This is a genomic window from Pseudoalteromonas sp. 3J6, assembly GCF_903995135.1.
Classification (GTDB): domain Bacteria; phylum Pseudomonadota; class Gammaproteobacteria; order Enterobacterales; family Alteromonadaceae; genus Pseudoalteromonas.
The window spans coordinates 1,957,972-1,979,928 of the sequence record NZ_LR877185.1; the positions used below are offsets into that span (position 1 = coordinate 1,957,972).

Consider the following 21,957-nt stretch of genomic DNA (forward strand, 5'->3'; position numbering starts at 1 on the left):
ATACTCAAGTAACATGAGATGCCAAGTTAGATTCCGTCCTCAGTTAGCGTTTATAAAGGAAAAGCGGGAATATACAATTTGCATATCCCGCCCAATGAATCTTATGCTTGATAGCAAATTGGTCGCATAAAACGTAACATTGCATTTGTGCCTACAGAGGTACTACGTACATCCGTTGAGCTTGGAAATGGCCCACCGTGGTTCATTGAACCACACACTTCAACACCTGTTGGCATCTGATTTTTTATCAAACGACCCACTTTATATTGCAGTGCTTCGATGAGGCTATCTGCTTTGCTTAAATCAGCTTTCGTGCCATGAACGCTGGCTGTAAGCTGCCCTTGCAGTTTATTTATTAATGTCATAAGTTGCTGTTCACTGTCGTAACGCACAACTAATGCAGCAGGGCCAAACATTTCTTCATTCAACGCTGGGGTTGTTAAATAATCGTCGGCATTACAAACGAATACATGTGCATTAGCATGGAACGCTTGCTCAAGCTTACCTTTCCCTAACACGCTTACTTGAGCAAGTTGGCCTCGCTCTTCTACTTGGTGTTTAAACGTTTTAACAATGTCTGGCGTGAGCAAAGTGTCTGATGGTGCATCATTAATGCTCGCAGTAATATGTGCTTCAAGCTCATCACACCCGGTTGGCACTAACCAAAGCCCAGGGCTGGTGCAAAACTGGCCGTTACCCATAAGCATTGACTGGCAAAGTGACTGCGCCATTTCTTTACTCTTTTCAATGGCTTTATTGGGTAAAATAACTTGAGGGTTAATACTACCCAGCTCACCATAAAATGGGATGGGCTCTTCACGTTTAGCAATCGTTTCTTGCAGTTTACTCGCCACGTTAAATGAGCCTGTAAAGCCAACCGCTTTAATTGCCGGCGCTGCAACTAATTGATGTGCTATGTCATACTCCTTGCTTTGCACCATTGCAAACACGCCTAATGGCATCGCACATTCTTTTATGGCTGCAAGCGCCGCACGTGCCATCAACTCGCCGGTTCCTGGGTGCGCTGTGTGATTTTTAACAATGACCGGGCACCCAGCAGCAAGTGCCGCAGCTGTATCGCCACCCAATGTTGAAAAGGCATAAGGGAAATTAGATGCACCAAACACAGCAACCGGCCCCAATGGTAAATAGTTAAGTTCAGTGTGTGGTTTTGGTAACGGTGATCTTGTTGCATCGGCCTCATCCACTATTTTTAAACCCAAAGGTGATTCAGGGTTTTCGCGCAATGCACTAGCAAACGCTTTAAGTTGATTTACGGTGCGCATGCGCTCCCCCTGCAATCGCGCAAGCGGTAAGTTGGTTTCTTGCTGAGTTTGCTCAAGTAGATCATCACCAAGCGCTAATATATGATCTGCAATACACTTTAAAAAATCAGCACGTTGCGCATAGCTAGTTTTACGATACTCATAAAAAGCCGATTGTGCGGCTTCGATTGCAACGTTTAATTCAGTGGCGCTGAGATTAAAAAAGCATGTAGGTAGTGGTTCATTACCAGCGGGAGAAAATGCATTAAATTCACCATTCGCTGAATCACCAACCCATTGTCCTGCTACTAAACTTTGTCCTGTTAATGTCATGTTTTGCTCCTGATTATATTACTTGAAACCCAAATGCATATGGGTCATCGTCATCGACTGTGATAGCACTTGTGCCTGTTACTCTAGACCAACCTTGAATACTTGGCAGAATGGCTGTTACGCCTGCGATTTCTGTTACCTGTTCAATGCAGCCGATAAATTGGCTACCGATATAACTTTCGTGGATAAATTCTTGCCCTTGGGCCAACTGCCCTTTCGCAAAAAGCTGTGCCATACGGGCGCTAGTGCCTGTTCCACATGGTGAGCGATCAATGGCTTTGTCACCATAAAAAACAGCATTTGCGGCATGTGAATTGGCATTTTTAGGTGTGCCTGTCCATAACACATGGCTTGCACCTTGAACGGTTGGGTCAAGGGGGTGAACACATTTTATTTTTGCGTTTATGGCATCACGCACCTGCGGGCTGTACTTTAAAATTTGCCCAGCGCTAAAATGCTCAATGCCTTTGTAATTGGCTTGCGGTTCAACAATAATGTAGAAGTTACCTCCGTAGGCAATATCTACTTTAAGCTCGCCCAGTTCAGGTACTTCAATTACAATTGACTGATATGCTAAGTACGCGGGAACATTATAAATTTTTACCCACTGAACTTTACCATCGGTCATTTCATAATTGATTCGTACACGTCCAGCTGGCGTATCTAATAGCAAGGTCCCGGGCACTTTTGCATGTAATAAACCATGCTCTAAAGCAAACGTAACAATACCCATTGTGCCGTGGCCGCACATGGGCAAGCACCCTGATGTTTCAACAAATAAGATAGCGGCATCGCCGTCTTCTGTGGTAGGCGGATATAAAAATCCGCCCGACATCATATCGTGACCACGAGGCTCAAACATTAGCGCTTGGCGTATCCAATCGTGATTTTGAAAAAAGTCTTGGCGTTTCTCACTCATGCTCTGTCCGCTCAATTGCGGGTGACCACTGGTAATTAGCCTTACGGGATTGCCACAGGTATGGCCGTCAATACAAAAAAAGGTCCCTTTGAGCATAACTTAATCCAACTTTAATTTTGTTACGTCAATACCGCTTGCCATTGCTTTAGTGTAAAGCGTGGTAACAGCTGCATTTTCATCTGATGCGTTTAGCTTAATAACGCTGTGAGCAGTTTGATTATTTAGCTCATCGATCATGTTTGCGCTACTTGCAAAATGAATAGCGCCATCTTCATTAAACTGAGCCGAAAACGATCCAAAGGCCTGTTGCCAATTTACTGTCATTTTAATTACCTGATTGATGTTTATGCTTGATATAGTAGGTATATTGTATACAATAATCAATATCCTATTTCAGCATTCCTTTCTTTAGTGGCATTGAAGGGCATCTATAAAACAGCAGCAAAAACATTAAACCATTGAATCTAAACAACAATGAAGCAAAATAACAAGTATTGAAAAATCATATCTCGTAACTTAAAAAATAAATGCAATTTTGAGATAGACACAATTCATCCGTCACAACAAACATATTGCATAAAGAGGTAAGCATTTTGTCTGATAATAAAACACAACATATTGGCGTGGTTGGAGCAGGTATAATCGGTATTTGTTGTGCGTTAAAATTACAACGCGCTGGCTTTACAGTTACTTTGTATGATGAAAATGGCTTAGCTCAAGGCTGCTCGAAAGGGAATGCTGGGCACTTTGCAACAGAGCAAGTATTTCCTTTAGCGCACTCATCGTTATTAAAAAAGCTGCCTATGATGCTATTAAACCCACTCGGCCCTCTTAGAATAGATTGGCGCTATGTGATCAAAGCACTACCTTGGTTTTGGCGGTTTGTTAATAACATGGCTAGCTCAACCTATAAAGCAAATACCCACGCTTTACAGGCGCTCAACCACCGTGCAATTACAGCCTACGAGACCCTGCTAGATGAATTCAAATTAAATCATTTAATAACAAAGAAAGGGAGCTTGCTCACTTTCGAAACAACGCCAGTTACACAAATACAGGCTATGTTTGAAAAATATTTATCACACGGTATCGCTGTAGAGCTGCTCAATGCTGAACAACTACAACGACTGGAACCTAATTTAGCAAAAACCATAACGCATGCATTATTTTTTAAAGAGGTAGCACACAGCGTTGATCCTCATTTATTTTGCTTAAGTTTAGCTGAGCAATTTAGAGCTTTAGGTGGGCAGTTTTGCCAACAAAAAGTGATTGAGGTTTCACCTGTTTATAGTGGCTATGAAATTAATTGCCCTGACCAAAAATTTCAAGCCGATAAAGTCATCATCGCAGCTGGTGCGTGGAGCAAATTACTGCTCAAGCCCTTAGGTTACAATGTACCTCTTGATACAGAGCGAGGCTATCATTGCATGTTATCGAGTAATTATGGTCTATCTCGTCCTGTCGCCTCTGCAGAGCGCAGTTTTATTATGACACCCATGAGCCAAGGTTTACGAATTGCTGGAACAGTAGAGTTCGCAGGTACAGAACGTAAAATGAATAATAAACGCGCTTTGGCATTATTACCCAATGCCAAAGCAATGCTCAATCATTCAGCGGTAACACTTCAACCTAGTAGCGTGTGGATGGGCTGCAGACCATCACTGCCCGATTCATTACCGGTCATAGGCGAAGCACCTAACCACACTAATTTATTTTTTGCATTTGGCCACCAGCACCTTGGATTAACTCAAGGTGCTATTACAGGTGAGCTAATAACTAGTTTGTGTTTACAACAAGTACCTAGCGTAGATATAAAACCATATTGTATCAGCCGCTTTTCATCTCAAGCTGCTTGCAGTTCACACGCCCCACTTGCACAATAGTCACACTTACGAGGAAAGCACTATGATAGCCCAAGGTATTGGTACCCATACCAAAGAACAAGCACTTGCCAGTTTATCTAATATGACTGACGATTTAACCCCGATCCAACCGCAAGAGCACCTAGAACGAATTAAAAAAGCTCAAGTATACATGCAACAAAATGGTATTGACGCCATATATCTAAACGCTGGTACAAATCTTACTTATTTTACGGGAATGCGTTGGTATGCCAGTGAAAGACTGGTGGGAGCAATTTTACCTGCACAGGGCGATGTACAATATATTGCTCCTTTTTTTGAAATTGGTTCACTCAATGGCTTTAAAGTGATTGATGGCCCAATTCATGGTTGGCAAGAACATGAAAGCCCATATCAGCTATTTGTAGATGTAATAACCGAAATGGGCATTGCAAAAGATGGCACTATTGGCATTGATGAAAGTGCACAGTTTTTTATTTTTGATGGCATTAAAAAAGCACAAAGCGGCTTAAAACTGGTTAACGCACAACCCGTAACAGCACATTGTCGTATGCACAAATCAACCAATGAACTTGCATTAATGCAACGCGCAATGGATATGACCTTAGTGGTACATAAAGCCACAGCCAGTATGCTGTATGAAGGCATTAGCACCACTGAAGTAGAAGCTTTTATTAAACAAGCGCACCAAAAAGTAGGTGCGCCAGGTAACTATTTTTGCATTGTGTTATTTGGTGTTGCTACCTCTTTTCCCCATGGCGTAAAAGACGCGCAAATTCTTAAAAAAGACGATGTGGTATTAATTGATACTGGCTGTAAAGTGCACGATTACTTATCTGATATCACCCGCACTTATGTGTTTGGCGAAGCAAGTGATCGCCAGCGCCAATTTTGGGATTATGAAAAAGCGGCACAAATAGCTGGATTTAATGCAGCAAAAATAGGCCAAACATGTCAAGACGTAGATGCTGGAGCTCGTAATTATTTAGCTGAGCAAGGCCTTGGTCCTGAATATCAAACGCCAGGGTGCCCACACCGTACCGGCCACGGCATTGGCTTAGACATTCACGAGTGGCCTTATTTAGTCGGCGGCGATAAAACCCCTCTGGCCACCGGTATGTGCTTCAGTAACGAACCCATGCTCGTTGTACCAAATGAGTTTGGTATAAGATTAGAAGATCACTTTTATATGACCGACAACGGGCCAAAGTGGTTTACTGAGCCATCCCATAGTATCGACGACCCATTTAAATCAACCAGTTAATTTATAACACTCTCTGCTGCATGTATACGAAAACCATGCAGCCACTGGCACTACTCACTTCACTTAGCTTGTTTTTGAGTAATTAATAATAAATTTGCAACATTCCATCAGAGATTAGGCGCCTCTTGCTGTTCACCATATAGGTAGTGTTTTGTACTGCTATTACAGTGAACTGCTTGAGGTAAATAAGTGTATGAAATCACGTACTTTACCAAAGCGAAGCATTATGCTTCTGGCATAAACCTCCCACTTAGGCAAAACGTGGGATGTACTTTATAAGGTAAGCGTAGGTCAGTTGGTTAACCATTTTCCGCGCTAGAGACTTGGTAAATTAATGCTCATTTGTTTGGCCCTTATTCAGGTCTTACTACGGGTACTATTTCTTTTACTGCGACACCTTACGACCAAGCTGCGCCAATAAATACACAACAACAGGACGTTGCAATCACGCCTTATGAAGATAAGAAATACGAGTTTGAGTTAACCCCTACCTCTGAAGCAATGTTAATCACGATCACGGCACGATTAGATGTAGACGGAGAAGAAATTCGCATCATCAAAAAGCAACCAATATAACCTTTTGAAGACAAAAGTAGTGTAAGAACCTTTCAAAAAAATCAATGCCGACCAGTGAGCAAGCTGATCGGCATTTTTCAGTTTAAGTGTTATTCCATAGATAGTGTGAATAAACTTTTCCTATAAAAGTACCATTAATAGGGCGAGTAATTAACGACATCCACTACTGTTATAGTCAACGACTAAACTAACACCATTACTTGAGCCTAATACCTTTAAGTAACCCCAATATTGGCTTGAATTAGCAATATAAATACACTCGTCGTTACCACTATTATTTGACTCAGCCAATTCGTTATTGCCATTAGGCCACGAGCTCTCGGCATAGCTAAGGCTTATATCGCCACTGCCATTGGCCGTGGTGATTGCAATCCCACTTTGACTTTGCACATCAGCAAGACTAAACCACATCGGACCGCTGTTACCTAAACAAACCGCTTCGCCATCATTTAAACGACCGTTGCTACGACTGCCTTGTGTGGCACATACATCGGGCACATTGGAAGTGGCTGGCGTATAAGACGCTGTTAATTGCACATTTTCAAATGCATTATATCCATGTAACATAACCTGATAAGTACCAACTTGTACTGGGTCAATGGCGCACTGCTCTTCGTTACCACCAATATAAGGACGACAATCGTAAACGGTCTCTGTTGGTGCCGCTTCATAGCTTACATACAGGTCAGCATCTCCTTCTCCTCCAGTAATTGTAAATACTAGTTCACTGGCACCTTGCGGAACGGCAAAAGTAAAGTATTGCTGCTCATTTTGCGCGCCGTTAGTCTGAACTGTTTGATTATTTTGCAATATGTTATCACCGACACTACTATCTTTTTCGATGGTCGCTGTCGTGATAGCTGATTGACTTGCTCCTTGATTGTCAGTAACTATCAAACTTACGTTGTACTTCCCTTCACTGATATACCTGTGAAGTGGATTAGCCTGATTCGAGCTACTGCCATCACCAAAGTTCCATTGATAACTTACAATTGAGCCATCGCTATCAATACTGCCATTGCTGGTAAAACTGACGTCATTATTTTGCACGCCATAATATGGGCCGTTGATTTGAACTGTCGGCGGAATATTTGAAGGCGCGCCAGCAACTAAATCATCGCACCATTGTACAAATTCACTTTCGTAACTACTTTTCCACTGTTCTGTTTTTGCTTTGTAGGCAATCCAATCACCCACTCTGGTATGGGCAAGCATAGTATTAATTTCATCATAATGGCGTTCAAACATAAACCTCACAGCTAGGTAACCCCAACGATAGATTCGGTCTTGATCAAAACCATCATAAGTAGTGGAAAAGATTTGTGCTAGGGTAAAACGTGAGCCATCACTAATGGTTTCTTTTGCTGCGTCATTATCATTTAAATTAGCAATGTATTCAGCAACCCCTTCCGACCACCAAACAACATCTTCTGTAGGAGAGTTAAAGTCGCCATACAGATCAAATCGCCCATCGAGATAGTGCACATATTCGTGCTCTAAATTCCAAACGAAATGCTCTGCATTTGCATAATTTGCTTCATAAGCAATAAAGTTTGCTTGGTTGCCAACAACGGATGGATCACCTTCTAAATACATGCCACCATTATTGGTATTAATACCAAAAATGACCCCCGCATATTTACCGTAATCGTCGCTACTATCGAAAATATTCACTTGTAAAAAGCTATTATTATCATCAGCTACGGGGGTGTTATTAGTGGCAAGTTTAGTATGGAATAGCCCTTCCTCAGCACCCATTGCATCACACGCGGCGGCATGTTGCGCAACAGTCATATTTTGCGAACGAATTTTAATCGTGCTACTGCAACTATAGCTTTGTGACAGTGCTTGACCTATCAGGTTATCTACAAACCCACAAATACCATAATCATTACAATCTGCGTAATAACTAACCGAGTCAGCTGCCGCAAGCCAAACCGCATCACCATAACCAAAGCTAGTATACGTTGAAAAAATAGCATTTAGACCAGTATCTACAGCACTTTGAATCGGTGTATCTGAGTATTGCTTTAACCGAGCAAGTTCACTTGCTGCATTAACAATAAGGTACTGTGCGTCTGATCCAATCATCCATTGTTTTTGAGTAAACGCACTGAGCCTTGTTACTAAATCAGTGTCTTTGCCCACTGCCGTAACAAATTCATCATTCCATTGACCACGATATAACAAGGTAAAAATACCATTCACTGCACTTCGTACATTCCACTTAGCGCCGTAGCTTTCATTAAAACGGCTCAACCATTGTTTTACCACTTCAAGGTAACGATGCTGTTGCTCTGAGCTGTCCATTGTGATGATTACTTCGTTTAACGTTTTAGCATGACCGTCGTTATCGTCGTAAAAATGACTATTGGCAACAAATGCATCAACCGCCCCCACAACTGCGGTGGTGACCCACGTTGCAAAACTAACATTGTCGTTATAAAACTCAGCGTAAAAACCAGTTCGTAGGTATAAAAATAACGCTTCCAACTCTACATTTCCGCCGCCAGCATAAGTCAGTGAAAGTGCCTTAGCATGATTTGCAACAGCAAACATTTTATCAGACGTAAACACCTGACTTTGTGTTAAAGCAGAGGCACTAAACAACTCATTAATACATTGTGTACCTTGGTTTTGAATTTCTGTAATAATACTTGATGTGCTCGCGTTTGCTAATGCATTCAAATCACACGTAACGGCGACTGCTTGCATCGTCATCACACGCGCATTAAAAAGTTTTTGCTGGCTTTGCATTTTTGCAATCGGTGCTTTTTCATTATGATTTTGTTCAACGCCATGATGATGTAAACGCTCTACAACGGCTGTCTGAGGTTTAAATGTTCGCTCCTCCACCTTGTCAGCCAATGCCATTGAACTCATACCTAATATCGGTAACGTCAAAATCAGTGTGTTAATTTTCATATTATACCTTCGATGATTAGTATGTTCTTAATCCAGAACTGGTTATTGAGATACAATTTGTAACACTTCATTATCATTGTATACAATATATCTTATATAACATTAACGAATATTGATATATTAGTTTTGAGAAAACGGTTTCAACCAATTCTTTTGTATTGATTTTTACTTACTTCAAACTCTATTTAATTTAGTGAAGCTGAATATCACTCCCTCAAAGGTTACCCCATAGGGGTGGGTCAGTTTGGCACACTAAACTCTCGCAATATTTAAAAGAGCGTCTTACAACGACTCTTTTAAATAATTAGCACTTTGATTTAAAGCCAGATATGGTAATTTACTCTTTCAACCAGCATCCTCCCTTGAGTAGGTTATATGAATACAAAAAACCGTTGGACATTAAAAAGTATTGCCAAAGAGTTAGGTGTGTCTAATGCTACGGTTTCAAATGCGTTTAATCGCCCTGATCAACTCTCGGCTAAACGACGCGAAGCCATACTTAAAGCTTGCAAAGAGCTCGGTTATTATGGCCCTAATAAAGCGGCGCAATCTCTGCGAAGTGGCACGTTTAATATTGTTGCTTTAGTGCTACCAGATAGCGTGGAATATATGGTGTCAGACCCTGTCGCCAGTAGCTTTATGCGTGGTGTAACCTCAGTGCTTGAAAAAAACGGCATTAATGTTTTATTGTTTTCAGGCAATAGCGAAAACCTTAATAACGTTGTTGATTTTGTTGATGGGTTTATTTGTTATGGGCGCCCGCGAAACAAAGCACTGGTAGAGAAACTAAAAACAGTACAAAAACATGTGGTTACTGTGGATTTTGATATTGCCCGCAACGCATCAATTAATATAAATAACGAACAAGCCAGTTACGAAATAGCCAAACATGTTTTGCACAGTGCAACTGATAACGTGGCAATATTGGGCTTGAGATTACTCGATGAAAATGTATTGTGCCGAGTTTACGAACATCATGAGTTTGAAACGGGTCAATCTATTTCTCACCAACGCTTACGAGGTTATCAGCGTGCGTTAAATGAAGCGAATGTAACGGTAGCCGACGACCGCATTTGGAATATTCCTGAAAGTAGCGAGCGTTTTGCCAGCATAGCTGCAAAAGAAGTATTAAACGCCTCACCACGCCCTGATGTGATTATATGTATGAGTGATTTAATTGCCCTCGCCACCATGCGAGAAGCAATAAAACAAGGGATAAAAATAGGGAGTGAGCTACGTATTGTTGGATTTGATGGCATAGAAGAAGCAGCCCGTTTTGTGCCTCGCCTTACGACTATTCATCAAAATAGCCAAGAAAAAGGTGTAATAGCTGCTAACTTATTTATTTCTAAAGAAGAAAAACAACACGAAGTAGGTTACGCACTAAATATTGGTGCAAGTAGCTGAGCGTTGTTAGTAACGCAGATAAAAAAGCCAAGCTTAAGTTGCTTGGCTTTTTGGTTTTCAACAAATAAAGCTATTTAAACTAATAAACTTTGTAAGTTTAAAGTGGTTTCTTGAGCACCATTAACCTGTGTAATAAGTGCAGTACGTCTAGCAAAGTCAATATTCAAAGAAATTGATTGTTGCTCAAGCTTCCACATTAAACAACATACACTTGCGCCACCTTGAGCAGTAAATTCACCAGCAAATGCAGGATGCTCATTACGTATTTTAATTAATGCTATTAATCCTTTTACTACCGGCTTATTTAGCGCTTCATCTATTTTAGCGGCATCTAGATAAGGGCGATTAATATCACGACCAACGTTCGTTCTCGCCAGAAGCTCCATATCATTTTTACAAGCAAATAAACCACCGTAATATACTTGTGGTACACCCGGTGCAAAAAATTGAATGGCGCGAGATAATAAGTAATCAAAATCATTTGCGCCCAATGCATCGTAATACGTACTGTTAACTTGATATAGGTCGACATTACTTGCAGCTGCACCTGTTGCTTTACGGCTCTGGTTATTGCTGTTGGCATGCATGGTTTCTACTAAATTATCTATTTGAGATGCGTTTAACAGCCCTGGTTTATCGCCCATTGGACCCGCGTCAATAATGCCAATGCCATCATGGGTGTCTAGTACAGTTAAACAGTTACGCGGTGAAATTTGTAACCACTTAAGCAATGCGTCTACGTCATTATTAAATAAGCTATGTAATATAAGCGGGGGTAAAGCAAAGTCGTATACCATGTTTACGCGCTTAGCCACGTCAACTTGAGTTTGATAATGACTATGAATTTCAGCAATGGTTTCCATGCCTAAATCATTTGCCTGCTTTGAGAGTTTATCTAAATAGGCAAATGTTTCATCAAGCATAAAACAGTTAGTACCTGCTTGCTTAATGGCGTAACCCGCTGCATCTAAACGAATAATGTTTACGTTGTTAGCAGAAAATTTAGTAAGTACGTTATTTAAATAGGCAATGCCCGCTTCTACTTTTACATTTATATCAATTTGGTTGTCGGTAAAGGTGGTCCAAAAATCATACGTTTGACCATCACCGCATTTCATTGGTGTAAAACAGCTTCCAGGCCGTGGACGGTAAATGGCTTGTTGTTCTTGGTTGCTCATGCCATTAGGGAATACGTCTTCTTTAGTTAAAAATAAATCCCAAAATTCAGAGGCTTTGCCTTTGGCCAGCACATCCTGAAATTGAAACGATTGCGCCGATACATGGTTTACTATTAAGTCGGCCATTAAATCATGGTCTTTTCCAAGTGCTTGAATATCTGACCAAGTTCCTATTCGGGCATCAACTTCACTGTGATCAATTGGGTCAAAACCTGCATCGCTACCATCTATTGGGTTATAAAATGGTAATAAGTGTACCCCTGCAAAAACGTCTTTAAGTGGACCCTTTAGAAGTGCTGTTAATGCGTTTATATCTTTACCGGTGATTCGATCAGCATATGTGATCAATTGAACTTTATTCTTCATCATGTGTGATTACCAAGTTGAAACTTAATCGATTAAGATATATCTTTAACTAGCAAGTAAGAATTTACAAGTAATTTTTAAATATTTTACATACAAATATCGTGGCTCGATTAATACTACAATAAGTTACTGACAACTTAATGTGTGTTACCAAGCATTTAACGAGGAAAAGCAAATGACAAAATCACACACACACGTAAGCAGCGATCCGTTGCAACAAATTCGTTGGCTCACATACATGATGTTTTTTATGTTTGCCATGACCTCTGACGCCGTTGGCATGATCATTCCCGAACTCATAAGCGATTTTGGTTTAAGTATGACCCAAGCCAGTGCGTTTCATTATGCGCCTATGGCCATGATTGCAATAAGTGGATTATTTCTAGGCTTTTTAGCCGATAGTCTTGGCCGTAAAAAAACGATTATGCTTGGATTATTAATATTCTCTGCAAGTTGTTTTTTGTTTGCGATTAGTAGCAGCTTTATATTTTTTGTTTTTTTACTGTGCTGTATTGGCCTCGCCATTGGTTTATTTAAAACCGGTGCATTGGCGCTTTTAGGTGATATTTCTAATAGCAACGAAGAGCACACCAAAACCATGAATAAAGTAGAAGGCTTTTTTGGCATTGGTGCCATTGTTGGCCCTGCTTTAGTTGGCGTGCTGCTGGTTCAAAATGTAAGTTGGACTTACCTTTACATCATTGCTGGCATTATGTGTTTGATTTTGGCATTGCTTGCTTGGCGTGCCGATTACCCTGCTGTGGTAAAAAATACAGATAAGCCAGCCTCACTAAAAACGACTATGAAAATGGTTAAAAACCCTTATGCACTGGGTTTTTCACTTGCAATTGCTTTATATGTTGCCACCGAAGTTGCCATATACGTGTGGATGCCTACTCTACTAAAAGATTACACTGGCTCATGGCCGCTGCTGGCCACTTACGCACTCACAATCTTTTTTGTGTTACGTGCTGCAGGGCGTTTTATTGCGGTATGGTTACTGAATAGGTTTAGTTGGCAAGGAGTTATGGTTTACTTAAGCTTTGGCATTGCGCTGTGTTACGTTGGCACTCTTTATGGCGGCGTTGATTGGGCTGTGGCTTTATTACCTCTCTCAGGTTTATTTATGTCGATGGTTTACCCTACTTTAAATTCTAAGGGAATATCGTGTTTTCCTGTGCATCAACACGGCGCAGTAGCCGGTGTTATATTATTTTTTACCGCACTGTCAGCCGCCTTAGCACCTTTATTTATGGGTATGATCAGTGATTACTTTGGACACGTGCGCTACGGATTTTATTTAGCCACGGGTTTTGCAGTCATATTATTTTTAGCTATGCTATTTAATTATATTCGTGACCCATCAGCAACTGCATTAGAGCAAAGTAACTTAGTCGCTGAGTAAACAAACAACTTTTAATGCTATAAAAACATTATAAAAATCAATGTTTGAGTAAAAAAACAGCAAATAATTAACAAAATAATTTGCTTATTGTAAAAACTTTGTTATTTTTACTTAATCGATTAAGTAAAAATAACAACTTCCCTTTGGGTTTAAAACGAGGCGTTCACATGACAACACACAACACACCTTTATATCTGATCAGTGCTTTAGCGCTCGCCGTTAGCCAAGGCGTTAATGCACAACAACAAGAGCAAAATACACAAGCGCAAGCCAACAAAGGACTCGAAACAATTGTTGTTACCGGTGTACCCCGCCGTACAACGATAATGGCGTCAAGTTCTTCTGTAAGCAGTGTGTCGCTTGAGCAAGTTGAGGTGTCTACGCCTCGCTCTACCGCTGAGGCATTTAGAATCATTCCTGGGGTTCGCTCAGAATCAACCGGCGGTGAAGGTAATGCCAACATTGCAGTACGTGGTTTACCGGTTGCCTCTGGTGGTGCTAAATTTTTACAGCTTCAAGAAGATGGCTTACCTGTTTTACAATATGGTGATATTGCATTTGGTAACGCTGACATTTTTATGCGCTTAGATAACACAGTGCAAACCATTGAATCTATTCGTGGTGGTTCAGCCTCTACCGCAGCCAGTAATGCACCGGGTGGCATAATTAATTTTATTTCAAAAAATGGCGAAAACGAATCGGGCAGCGTATCAACTACACTTGGCCTAGATTACGATACTATTCGAACTGACTTTGAATATGGCACATATTTAAATGACACTGTACGCTTTCATGTTGGTGGTTTTGTACGTCAAGGTGAAGGCCCACGTGAAACAGGTTACACATCAAATAAAGGTGGGCAAATTAAAGCCAACCTGACCAAAGATTTTGAAAATGGATACGTGCGTCTTTATTACAAACATTTAGATGATAAAAGTGTTGGCTACTTACCTATGCCAATGTATGCAAATGGTGACTCAATTCCTGGGTTTGACGCACAATCAGATACCCCGCATTCAGCATTATTTACTAAAACAGTGCGCTTAAACGGCGAAAACCAAATAAGCAACGGCGATATTCGTGATGGTATGAATCCGCAAGTTGACTCAATTGGTTTTGAGGCTGTATTTGATTTAGACAACGATTGGCGTATTGAAAACCGTTTTCGTAAATCATCTGTAAGCGGTAATTTTAATTCATTGATCCCAGCTGAAGTTGGCGATGCATCAGCTATAGCGCAAAGTATTGGTGGTGTCGGTGCAACGCTTAGTAATGCGACCACAGGTGCTGCATTTAACGATGATTTAGCCATGCGTATTCATACGTTTGACGTAACCATGAATGACTTTGACTCAATTGTTAACGACTTCAAACTGACTAAATCGCTAAGCGATGATACTAGCGTTACTTTTGGCTATTATGCGTCAACCCAAAATATTGCCATGTCGTGGTTATGGAATTCCTACCTAATGGAGCTCAAAGGTGATAACGCTGCGCTGTTAAATGTAACAGCCGCCGATGGGACTGAATTCTCTGAAAATGGCTTATACGCTTATGGCACGCCTTTTTGGGGTAACTGTTGCCAACGTGATTACGACACAGAATACGACACTCGTGCACCCTATGTTGCATTTTCAACTAAGGTGGGTGACGTAAGTATTGATGCTAGTGCCCGTTATGACAGCGGTGAAGCACGTGGTAACTATGCAGGCGCGGTTACCTCAACCGTTGATATGAATCGCGACGGTGTGATTTCTGTTCCTGAACAAAATGTTGCAGGTATTGACCTTGCAAATGCCAGCCCTGTTAATTACGACTGGGATTACGCATCATATTCAATTGGTGCCAATTACCAAATTGACTCAAGCCTTGCAACGTTTGCACGATTGAGTAAAGGCGGTCGCGCCAATGCTGACCGACTTTTATTTGGTAAAGTTCGCGCCGATGGCTCAGTAGCCGATGAAGATGCCGTTGATGAAGTAAACCAGTATGAGTTTGGTATTAAAAAGCGCTTTGATTCACTGTCAGTTTTTGCCACGGCATTTTATGCTGAAACTGAAGAGCAAAACTTTGAAGCGACATCACAAACCTTTTTTGACCGCGAATATGAAGCAAAAGGGATTGAGGTTGAATCAACCTACTTTATTGATGCATGGGATTTTCGTGGTAATTTAACGTGGACAGACGCTGAAATTGCAAAAGATGCACTTACCCCTGAAGTGGTTGGTAATACGCCTCGTCGCCAAGCTGATTTAATTTACTCATTAATGGCACGTTACACTTATGAAAAAGGCTCTGCAGGCCTAAGCTTTATTGGTACTACCGATGCCTATGCTCAAGATAATAACGATCTTAAGTTTGATGGTTACACTCAAGTAAATGGCTTTGTAAGCTACGATTTATCAGAAAATCTTAATATTGCGTTAAACGTAAATAACCTATTCGATACGGTAGGTATTACTGAAGCAGAAGAAGGCTCAATACCTGATAACAACATTATACGCGCACGTGCTATTAATGGCCGTACAACGTCATTGACGTTTAAATACGCGTTTAACTAACCAATTTTAGTGTAACAATTGCTGAAGCTATGTTTGTTCAGCGATTGTTACACTAGTTTTAATAATTCTCCCTTGAATTTTGACCTAGCCATGCTAGGTTTTTTAGGATTTACACTATGAACAAATTACTTAGCCTTGGTGAACTGCTTATTGATATGCTGCCTCAAGACTCTAAAAACAGTGCTTATTTACCCATTCCAGGAGGTGCTCCAGCTAATGTGGCAGTAGGTTACGCAAAGCTCGGCGGTAAAGCTGCGTTTTGTGGCGGTATGGGAGATGACTATTTTGCTAAACAATTAACTAATGCGCTTGAGCAATATAATGTAGATACTGAGTATTTATTTACCATAGAAGGCGCGCAAACAGCTATGGTTATTGTCAGCTTAGATGAAAACGGCGAACGCAGCTTTAACTTTTATCGTCATCAAACAGCCGATTTACTGTTAACGAGTGAGCACTTAAAGCTTATTAATTGGGATAAATTGAGTACCCTACACTTTTGTTCAAACACCCTTACTGATTCGGCAATTGCACAAACCACTGAGTACGCTTTAAAGCTGGCTAAAAACAACCACAAACTCGTTAGCTTTGATGTAAATTTACGCTACAGTTTATGGCAAAATATCAACGACATTGAGCAAAGCGTGCAGGCATGTTTCGCGTATTGCGATATTGTTAAGCTCTCACGTGATGAGTTAAACTTTTTAGCAACGCAACGCCAACAATCAGCTGATATCTACTTAAAGTCACTGCTTGATTTAGGCGTAACGCTAGTGTTTTTAACCGATGGTCCGGCACCAGCGACTGTTTACCATAGCGCTTTTACTCTCAGTGAAGCAGCCCCAACAATTACCGCTGTAGATACCACCAGCGCTGGTGATGCTTTTATTGCTGGCGTACTATACTACTTAAACCACAGCGATAATGCAGTGCCACTTACTGATAAGCTAAATGATGAGTCAATAGTAAAAAAAGCGCTTCACTTTGGTCTTCGCTGTGGCTCAAAAGCTTGCTTAGCTAAAGGCGCTTTTCCTGCGCTTCCCACGCAGCAAACACTTTCGCAATAAACCAAGATACTTACAAAAAAGGCCACTGTTGGCCTTTTTTGCTAAGCGTCTAAATTATTGGTTTTTAGCCATTCTAAAGCGGCAGTAGCATTTTCAAAGTATTGTATTTCACCCGACATAAACCAACTGCCTAACTTAGCTATGGTTGATTGCCACTCTTTGTTACCGTAAATCGCTATTTTTTTAAATTCTTTGTTGTGTTTCAAGCCAAGCTTTAAATCGTCCCAAGCAGCACGAAGCTCCCAACCATCTAACTCAGTGCCATCTATCAATACGTTAACAATAGGATGCTTAACTTCGCCTAGCGCTGAATCGATCATTGGGGTGATCACTTCATAATCTTTGTGAGTTAAGGTACCAATTGCCTTAAGTGTTAAGAAAAACTCACAGCCTGAGCGCTCAATACCAATCGATAAACCATGTGTTAAATTAACCATAACTCAACCCTTGAATGAAAAGAGCTTTGATTATAGGCAACAGTTAAAAATTATCATATGAAGCAGGTCAAAAAACAGCCAGTTAATGCCGATTTATCCTTTGAGCTAATTATGTTTCTTTAACCGATTAACTTGATTTTCTACATCATTTAAATAACCGGTTTTTATCCATACTCTTGCGCCATTGTTACCCGCTGTGGCGTTAATTTCACTATTAACAGGCACTCTAAGCCAACTGTGTTTTTCAAGTGTGTCGTTATGCTCTTGTAAAGTGCCATCCAAAACCAACAACTCAGCACCACCACTTACCGTGAGCGTTAAAGATTGATTAGCATTAAACTGCAAAATACTCACTGTTTCATACGTATCTTGATATAACGAAATGGCATTTAGGTCATTAAACTCGGGGGTTTTCTGCCCTTGCATATGCTGCGTGAGAATACGAACGTGCTGGCGATCTTCTGGCTGAAACTGCCACAGTTTTACAAATATAATGCAACCATCTTTTGAGCCAGGAGTATGCTTTGATTGCGGAGGATTACGAATATAGGCACCTTGTGGAAAGTCACCATGCTCATCTTGAAATACCCCATCAAGTACTAAAAACTCTTCACCGCCGGTATGTGTATGTGGGCTAAAGTGGCTGTTTGGCGCATAACGTACAATGCTAGTGGCACGAGCAACTTCCTCGCCCACTCTGTCAAGTGGACGTCTATCAACACCCAGCATGGGCGAAGCTATCCACTCAAGTGACTCACTATGCACCACCACACGTTGACTAAAGTCGGCAGCAATTTTCATATTTGACTCCAAATTATTAATTTATAACTAAACGCCAATACTTGGCTAAGGGTTTTTTGCCAAAAATGCCTCACTGCAGTATTCCCCATTTAATAAATCGATAGCAACTAACTCTTCTTTATCAGTCGGTTTTTTTTCAGCAAGTGCAATACGAGCCTGCAATGGGTTTGGGTAATTTTCTACGTCATAAATTTTCATAATGATCTCTTATATTTTTAACAACAACCTAGGGTCTGTTGACCTTTGCGGATTATAATTTGTTCAAACTAGGGGCGGTTTAATCGCGGCGCGAGATTTGTAACCTAGTGGGCTAAGTAAAAACCGAGCAACAAAGAGTAAATCGCCCTTAGGCAGAACCCTTTGGGCAGCGCCTGTTTGGTATTGATGCTGCGTTATCGCCTATTTATGGGGAACAACCACACCACATGGGCGCTGCCTTGCCTAAATGCCAAACAGACTGCTGCAAATTTAACCTTGAAAGGTCAACAGACCCTAAGTTAATATTAGCAAACCAAAACTACCTACTGATAGGTAATTTATAGCAAGCGCTTAGTGTTTGCAAACTAAAAATAAAAGAGCTTGAAAATAACTACCTACTGGTTGATAATTTTTCAGATAACAGCAAGGAAATATCAAAATGAGTAAAAAAGCAGCCCTGCTACAAGCCGCAGAAAATAAAGTGCGACTGGGTGGTTATAGCAACTTTAGCTTTAGAGAACTTGCTACTGAGATTGGTATAAAAAGTGCCAGTGTGCATTATCACTTTCCAACCAAAGCTGATTTAGGCGCTGAACTCGCGCATCAATACACCGATGCCTTTATTGCAGTACTTGGCGATCCGAATTTACATAAAGCAAACGGTAAAAATCCCATCGATATTTACACTCAGTTATTTAGAAATGCGCTCGTGATAGACAAAAAGATGTGTTTATGTGGCTTACTCGGTGCAGAAAGCGACAGCCTACCCGATAAAGTGCGGGTTGAAGTTCAGCGGTTTTTTAATAAAAACTTAGCCTGGTTAACTCAAGCACACGCTACGAATGGGGAAGAAAACCCTGCTCGCGCGGCAATACAAACAGTGAGCTTATTAGAGGGTGCAATGATTATTAGTAAAACCCTAGATGATATTAGCTACTTTGAACAAGCCACTTTTTAAGTGCTTATATAAAAAAGCGAGCTTCAATAAAGCTCGCTTTTTACATTAATAACTATGTAGTTTTAAGCTGGATGCACTTTATGTTTTGAGTGCACAAAAGCTAATGCAATAAAGCCTATTACCGCTACCACTACACCAATAGGCTTACCTAAGTCACTTGATAAGTTTAACCCAATTGCCGCAGTCATAATGTAAGATAAGGTCACTGCGGTTGCGATCACGGCGGGTATACTAGTGATCCAATGGAATGTACCACGGTCAAATAGGTACTTGGTCGCAAGCCACAACACACTGGTAGAAAGCAGCATATTTGAAAACGCAAAATAACGCCAAATAACAGAGAAGTCGAGCTTAGTCATAAAGTAAGCAATGGTTAAAATTGGCAGTGCTAACAACAAACGATTACGTAAACTTTGCGGAATACTAAACGCATCAACCACCGTTAAGCGCAGTGAACGGAACGCCGTATCACCTGAGGTGATAGGGAAAACAGCAACAGCAATAATAGCCATAATACCACCAAATACACCTAAGTAGCTGTTTGCAATATGGTTAACCACTAAGCCTGGACCGCCTAAATCAAGCATCGATTTTAAACCAGCGTACCCTTCTGGGAAGGCAGCAATACCAGCAAGCGCCCAAACACAACCTACAATACCTTCGCACATCATCGCGCCATAATAAACCGGGCGTACATATTTTTCGTTAGTTAAACAACGAGCAATAATAGGTGCTTGCGTTGAGTGAAAACCACTAATAGCACCACAAGTAATGGTGATAAATAGCAACGGCCAAGTAGGCAGTCCATCAGGATTTGGGGCTAAAAAGTCGTGAGCATGATCGGCTTCAAAATACGCTAAAAAGTCGCCAGCTACTGGTAAATGGGGTGCGTTGATTAACAGTGAGACTGCGATAGCAACTGTCATTACAATCATTAACAAGCCAAAAATAGGGTAAAACTTAGTGATGATTTTATCGATTGGTAATAACGTGGCTAAAAAGTAGTAAGCTAAAATAGCGAGAACCCAAAATGTATTACTAGCAAAAATGGTGCCTTCAAATGCATCTAAGTTACTCAATAATCCTGCTGGGCTCATAATAAACACTACACCAACAAAAAATAACAACATAGCAGTAAATATAAGCATAAAGCCTTTAAATACTACGTTGTAATAATGGCCTGCAATTTCAGGTAAACTTTTACCGTCTTCTTTAATACTCATTACGCCAGAGAAAAAGTCGTGTACAGCTCCACCTAAAACGTTACCAAGTACAATCCAAACCAGCGCTACTGGGCCATACAAGGCGCCAAGTATAGGACCAAATATGGGGCCTACTCCTGCAATATTCAAAAACTGAATTAAAAATGCACGAACAGGGTGAATAGCAACATAGTCAACACCTTCGCTAAAACGCTTTTGCGGAGTGTCTACGGTTGAATCTAAACCCGCTTGTTTTGCAACAAACGGGCTATAAAACTTATAGCCTAATATTAAAATAGTCAGGCAAATAAAAAAGATGATCATAAAGCACGCTTCTCTTTTTGTATGTGTTTATAGAACGCTATTTTGCGCCCCACTTTTTAAATAACAATTGAACGTAGCATATGAAAAAGTAGCCAACAATGAGACGTTTGGCTAATGCGCTCACAAAATCAATTTTATTCGAAAAAATAAAACTAATTAACAGCATTCGTTACTCATGGAAACAGATGGAAAGCACTAAAAGTACTTATATTGCGACTAAAATCTATAAGCCAATTTGCAACAATAGCTACACCTGAGTGATTAATTAGCCTACGATAAACATTATTACTACTTTAAATTTACTTGCCTTTGCCGTACATGGCTTTGCCAAAAAACAAGGATGCCCTCAATGACACAGTTTACTACGCCCGATTTATACGATGAACATCGCGACCATGTGCAAGTTGCTGACAGTGGCTTGCAACACTTTGGTAATAAAACTCACTTTTATGGTCAAGTAGTGACCGTCACCTGCCCTGACGACAACTCGTTTGCTGGTAACATACTGCATGAAAACGGTGAGGGAAAAGTATTGGTTGTTGATGGTTTTGCCAGTAAACGTTTTGCCTTTATTGGCGATATGATTGCAGAGCGCGCACTAAAAAATGGCTGGCAGGGCATAATTATTAATGGTTGCTGTCGCGATATTGAAATTCTTGCCACACTTGATTTACCTGTGATGGCGCTAGGCGCAACTCCACGCTGCACCACTAAGCGCGGTTTAGGTGCTAAAGATCACCCGGTTAATATGTTAAACACCACAATTAATACCGGTGATTGGATATATGCTGATGTAAACGGTTTAATAATTAGCTCTAAAGCGTTATTTTAATTCCTCGTAATAGTCGTTAACAAAAAAAGCAGCTCGAAAGCTGCTTTTTTAATTTACATGGTTTTTTAAAACCCAAA

Annotated in this window: 17 protein-coding genes and 1 pseudogene; 9 read left to right on the plus strand and 9 right to left on the minus strand. The window is 40.7% G+C overall.

The annotated features are described in order from the left end of the window. Positions 1-101: 101 nt before the first annotated feature. Genes P3J6_RS08950 through P3J6_RS08960 form a run of 3 tightly spaced genes read right to left on the minus strand, consistent with a single transcriptional unit; the run spans position 102 to position 2,841 of the window. Positions 102-1,598 carry an aldehyde dehydrogenase (NADP(+)) gene (locus P3J6_RS08950; RefSeq protein ID WP_198522783.1) on the minus strand — a complete coding sequence of 499 codons (1,497 nt, stop codon included), beginning with the start codon at positions 1,596-1,598 and terminating at the stop codon, positions 102-104. Positions 1,599-1,611: 13 nt separating this feature from the next. Further along, the gene (locus tag P3J6_RS08955; protein WP_198522784.1) at positions 1,612-2,613 is read right to left on the minus strand and encodes a 4-hydroxyproline epimerase; all 1,002 of its coding nucleotides are present in this window, start codon (positions 2,611-2,613) and stop codon (positions 1,612-1,614) included. A gap of 3 nt (positions 2,614-2,616) precedes the next feature. Beyond that, positions 2,617-2,841 (minus strand): hypothetical protein, encoded by a 225-nt coding sequence (locus tag P3J6_RS08960; RefSeq protein WP_178956910.1) that lies wholly within the window; start codon positions 2,839-2,841, stop codon positions 2,617-2,619. A gap of 266 nt (positions 2,842-3,107) precedes the next feature. On the opposite strand from P3J6_RS08960, the gene P3J6_RS08965 reads away from it, so the two are divergent. The 3 genes from P3J6_RS08965 to P3J6_RS08975 all read left to right on the plus strand — a co-directional run bounded on the left by P3J6_RS08965 (position 3,108) and on the right by P3J6_RS08975 (position 6,219). Further along, positions 3,108-4,400: an NAD(P)/FAD-dependent oxidoreductase gene (locus P3J6_RS08965; RefSeq protein ID WP_372239244.1), complete on the plus strand. Its 1,293-nt coding sequence runs from the start codon at positions 3,108-3,110 to the stop codon at positions 4,398-4,400. A gap of 22 nt (positions 4,401-4,422) precedes the next feature. After that, on the plus strand, positions 4,423-5,643 hold the full coding sequence (locus P3J6_RS08970; RefSeq protein WP_178956912.1) for a M24 family metallopeptidase: 1,221 nt from the start codon (positions 4,423-4,425) through the stop codon (positions 5,641-5,643). A gap of 342 nt (positions 5,644-5,985) precedes the next feature. Next, positions 5,986-6,219 carry a hypothetical protein gene (locus tag P3J6_RS08975; RefSeq protein WP_198522785.1) on the plus strand — a complete coding sequence of 78 codons (234 nt, stop codon included), beginning with the start codon at positions 5,986-5,988 and terminating at the stop codon, positions 6,217-6,219. A 150-nt stretch (positions 6,220-6,369) separates the two neighbouring features. Here the strand turns inward: P3J6_RS08975 and P3J6_RS08980 are convergent, their stop codons facing one another. Further along, positions 6,370-9,144, minus strand: coding sequence for a collagenase (locus P3J6_RS08980; protein ID WP_198522786.1), 2,775 nt, complete (start codon positions 9,142-9,144; stop codon positions 6,370-6,372). A 375-nt stretch (positions 9,145-9,519) separates the two neighbouring features. On the opposite strand from P3J6_RS08980, the gene P3J6_RS08985 reads away from it, so the two are divergent. Then, on the plus strand, positions 9,520-10,551 hold the full coding sequence (locus P3J6_RS08985; RefSeq protein ID WP_198522787.1) for a LacI family DNA-binding transcriptional regulator: 1,032 nt from the start codon (positions 9,520-9,522) through the stop codon (positions 10,549-10,551). Between the two features lie 74 nt (positions 10,552-10,625). Here P3J6_RS08985 and gtfA read toward each other — a convergent pair whose 3' ends face one another. Next, a complete protein-coding gene (gene gtfA, locus P3J6_RS08990) occupies positions 10,626-12,098 on the minus strand; it encodes a sucrose phosphorylase (protein ID WP_198522788.1) in 1,473 nt (490 codons plus the stop codon). 172 nt (positions 12,099-12,270) lie between these two features. On the opposite strand from gtfA, the gene P3J6_RS08995 reads away from it, so the two are divergent. The 3 genes from P3J6_RS08995 to P3J6_RS09005 all read left to right on the plus strand — a co-directional run bounded on the left by P3J6_RS08995 (position 12,271) and on the right by P3J6_RS09005 (position 17,128). Beyond that, positions 12,271-13,500: an MFS transporter gene (locus tag P3J6_RS08995; protein ID WP_198522789.1), complete on the plus strand. Its 1,230-nt coding sequence runs from the start codon at positions 12,271-12,273 to the stop codon at positions 13,498-13,500. 167 nt (positions 13,501-13,667) lie between these two features. Continuing rightward, complete coding sequence (locus P3J6_RS09000) at positions 13,668-16,061, plus strand: TonB-dependent receptor (RefSeq protein WP_010389296.1); 2,394 nt, start codon at positions 13,668-13,670, stop codon at positions 16,059-16,061. Between the two features lie 116 nt (positions 16,062-16,177). Continuing rightward, a complete protein-coding gene (locus P3J6_RS09005) occupies positions 16,178-17,128 on the plus strand; it encodes a carbohydrate kinase family protein (RefSeq protein WP_198522790.1) in 951 nt (316 codons plus the stop codon). Between the two features lie 41 nt (positions 17,129-17,169). Here P3J6_RS09005 and P3J6_RS09010 read toward each other — a convergent pair whose 3' ends face one another. The 3 genes and pseudogenes from P3J6_RS09010 to P3J6_RS09020 all read right to left on the minus strand — a co-directional run. Then, entirely contained in the window at positions 17,170-17,565 is a 396-nt protein-coding gene (locus P3J6_RS09010) for an STAS/SEC14 domain-containing protein (protein WP_178956919.1), read from the minus strand. 105 nt (positions 17,566-17,670) lie between these two features. After that, complete coding sequence (locus tag P3J6_RS09015; RefSeq protein ID WP_198522791.1) at positions 17,671-18,366, minus strand: cupin domain-containing protein; 696 nt, start codon at positions 18,364-18,366, stop codon at positions 17,671-17,673. Positions 18,367-18,414: 48 nt separating this feature from the next. Next, a pseudogene (locus P3J6_RS09020) lies at positions 18,415-18,564 on the minus strand (glutathione S-transferase); the annotation flags it as partial. A gap of 439 nt (positions 18,565-19,003) precedes the next feature. Here P3J6_RS09020 and P3J6_RS09025 point away from each other — a divergent pair. Continuing rightward, positions 19,004-19,522, plus strand: a complete 519-nt coding sequence (locus P3J6_RS09025) for a TetR/AcrR family transcriptional regulator (protein WP_198522792.1) — start codon at positions 19,004-19,006, stop codon at positions 19,520-19,522. A gap of 62 nt (positions 19,523-19,584) precedes the next feature. Here P3J6_RS09025 and P3J6_RS09030 read toward each other — a convergent pair whose 3' ends face one another. Next, positions 19,585-21,048: a carbon starvation CstA family protein gene (locus P3J6_RS09030; protein ID WP_138605919.1), complete on the minus strand. Its 1,464-nt coding sequence runs from the start codon at positions 21,046-21,048 to the stop codon at positions 19,585-19,587. Between the two features lie 349 nt (positions 21,049-21,397). Here P3J6_RS09030 and P3J6_RS09035 point away from each other — a divergent pair, with 349 nt between their 5' ends. Then, positions 21,398-21,880, plus strand: a complete 483-nt coding sequence (locus tag P3J6_RS09035) for a putative 4-hydroxy-4-methyl-2-oxoglutarate aldolase (RefSeq protein ID WP_198522793.1) — start codon at positions 21,398-21,400, stop codon at positions 21,878-21,880. Positions 21,881-21,957 lie beyond the last annotated feature (77 nt).

Coding starts and splice junctions, on each gene's coding strand:
- P3J6_RS08950 (WP_198522783.1), bottom strand. CDS start 1,598: ATGACATTAACAGGACAAAGTTTAGTAGCAGGACAATGGGTTGGTGAT.
- P3J6_RS08955 (WP_198522784.1), bottom strand. CDS start 2,613: ATGCTCAAAGGGACCTTTTTTTGTATTGACGGCCATACCTGTGGCAAT.
- P3J6_RS08960 (WP_178956910.1), bottom strand. CDS start 2,841: ATGACAGTAAATTGGCAACAGGCCTTTGGATCGTTTTCGGCTCAGTTT.
- P3J6_RS08970 (WP_178956912.1), top strand. CDS start 4,423: ATGATAGCCCAAGGTATTGGTACCCATACCAAAGAACAAGCACTTGCC.
- P3J6_RS08980 (WP_198522786.1), bottom strand. CDS start 9,144: ATGAAAATTAACACACTGATTTTGACGTTACCGATATTAGGTATGAGT.
- P3J6_RS08985 (WP_198522787.1), top strand. CDS start 9,520: ATGAATACAAAAAACCGTTGGACATTAAAAAGTATTGCCAAAGAGTTA.
- gtfA (WP_198522788.1), bottom strand. CDS start 12,098: ATGATGAAGAATAAAGTTCAATTGATCACATATGCTGATCGAATCACC.
- P3J6_RS08995 (WP_198522789.1), top strand. CDS start 12,271: ATGACAAAATCACACACACACGTAAGCAGCGATCCGTTGCAACAAATT.
- P3J6_RS09000 (WP_010389296.1), top strand. CDS start 13,668: ATGACAACACACAACACACCTTTATATCTGATCAGTGCTTTAGCGCTC.
- P3J6_RS09005 (WP_198522790.1), top strand. CDS start 16,178: ATGAACAAATTACTTAGCCTTGGTGAACTGCTTATTGATATGCTGCCT.
- P3J6_RS09010 (WP_178956919.1), bottom strand. CDS start 17,565: ATGGTTAATTTAACACATGGTTTATCGATTGGTATTGAGCGCTCAGGC.
- P3J6_RS09015 (WP_198522791.1), bottom strand. CDS start 18,366: ATGAAAATTGCTGCCGACTTTAGTCAACGTGTGGTGGTGCATAGTGAG.
- P3J6_RS09025 (WP_198522792.1), top strand. CDS start 19,004: ATGAGTAAAAAAGCAGCCCTGCTACAAGCCGCAGAAAATAAAGTGCGA.
- P3J6_RS09030 (WP_138605919.1), bottom strand. CDS start 21,048: ATGATCATCTTTTTTATTTGCCTGACTATTTTAATATTAGGCTATAAG.
- P3J6_RS09035 (WP_198522793.1), top strand. CDS start 21,398: ATGACACAGTTTACTACGCCCGATTTATACGATGAACATCGCGACCAT.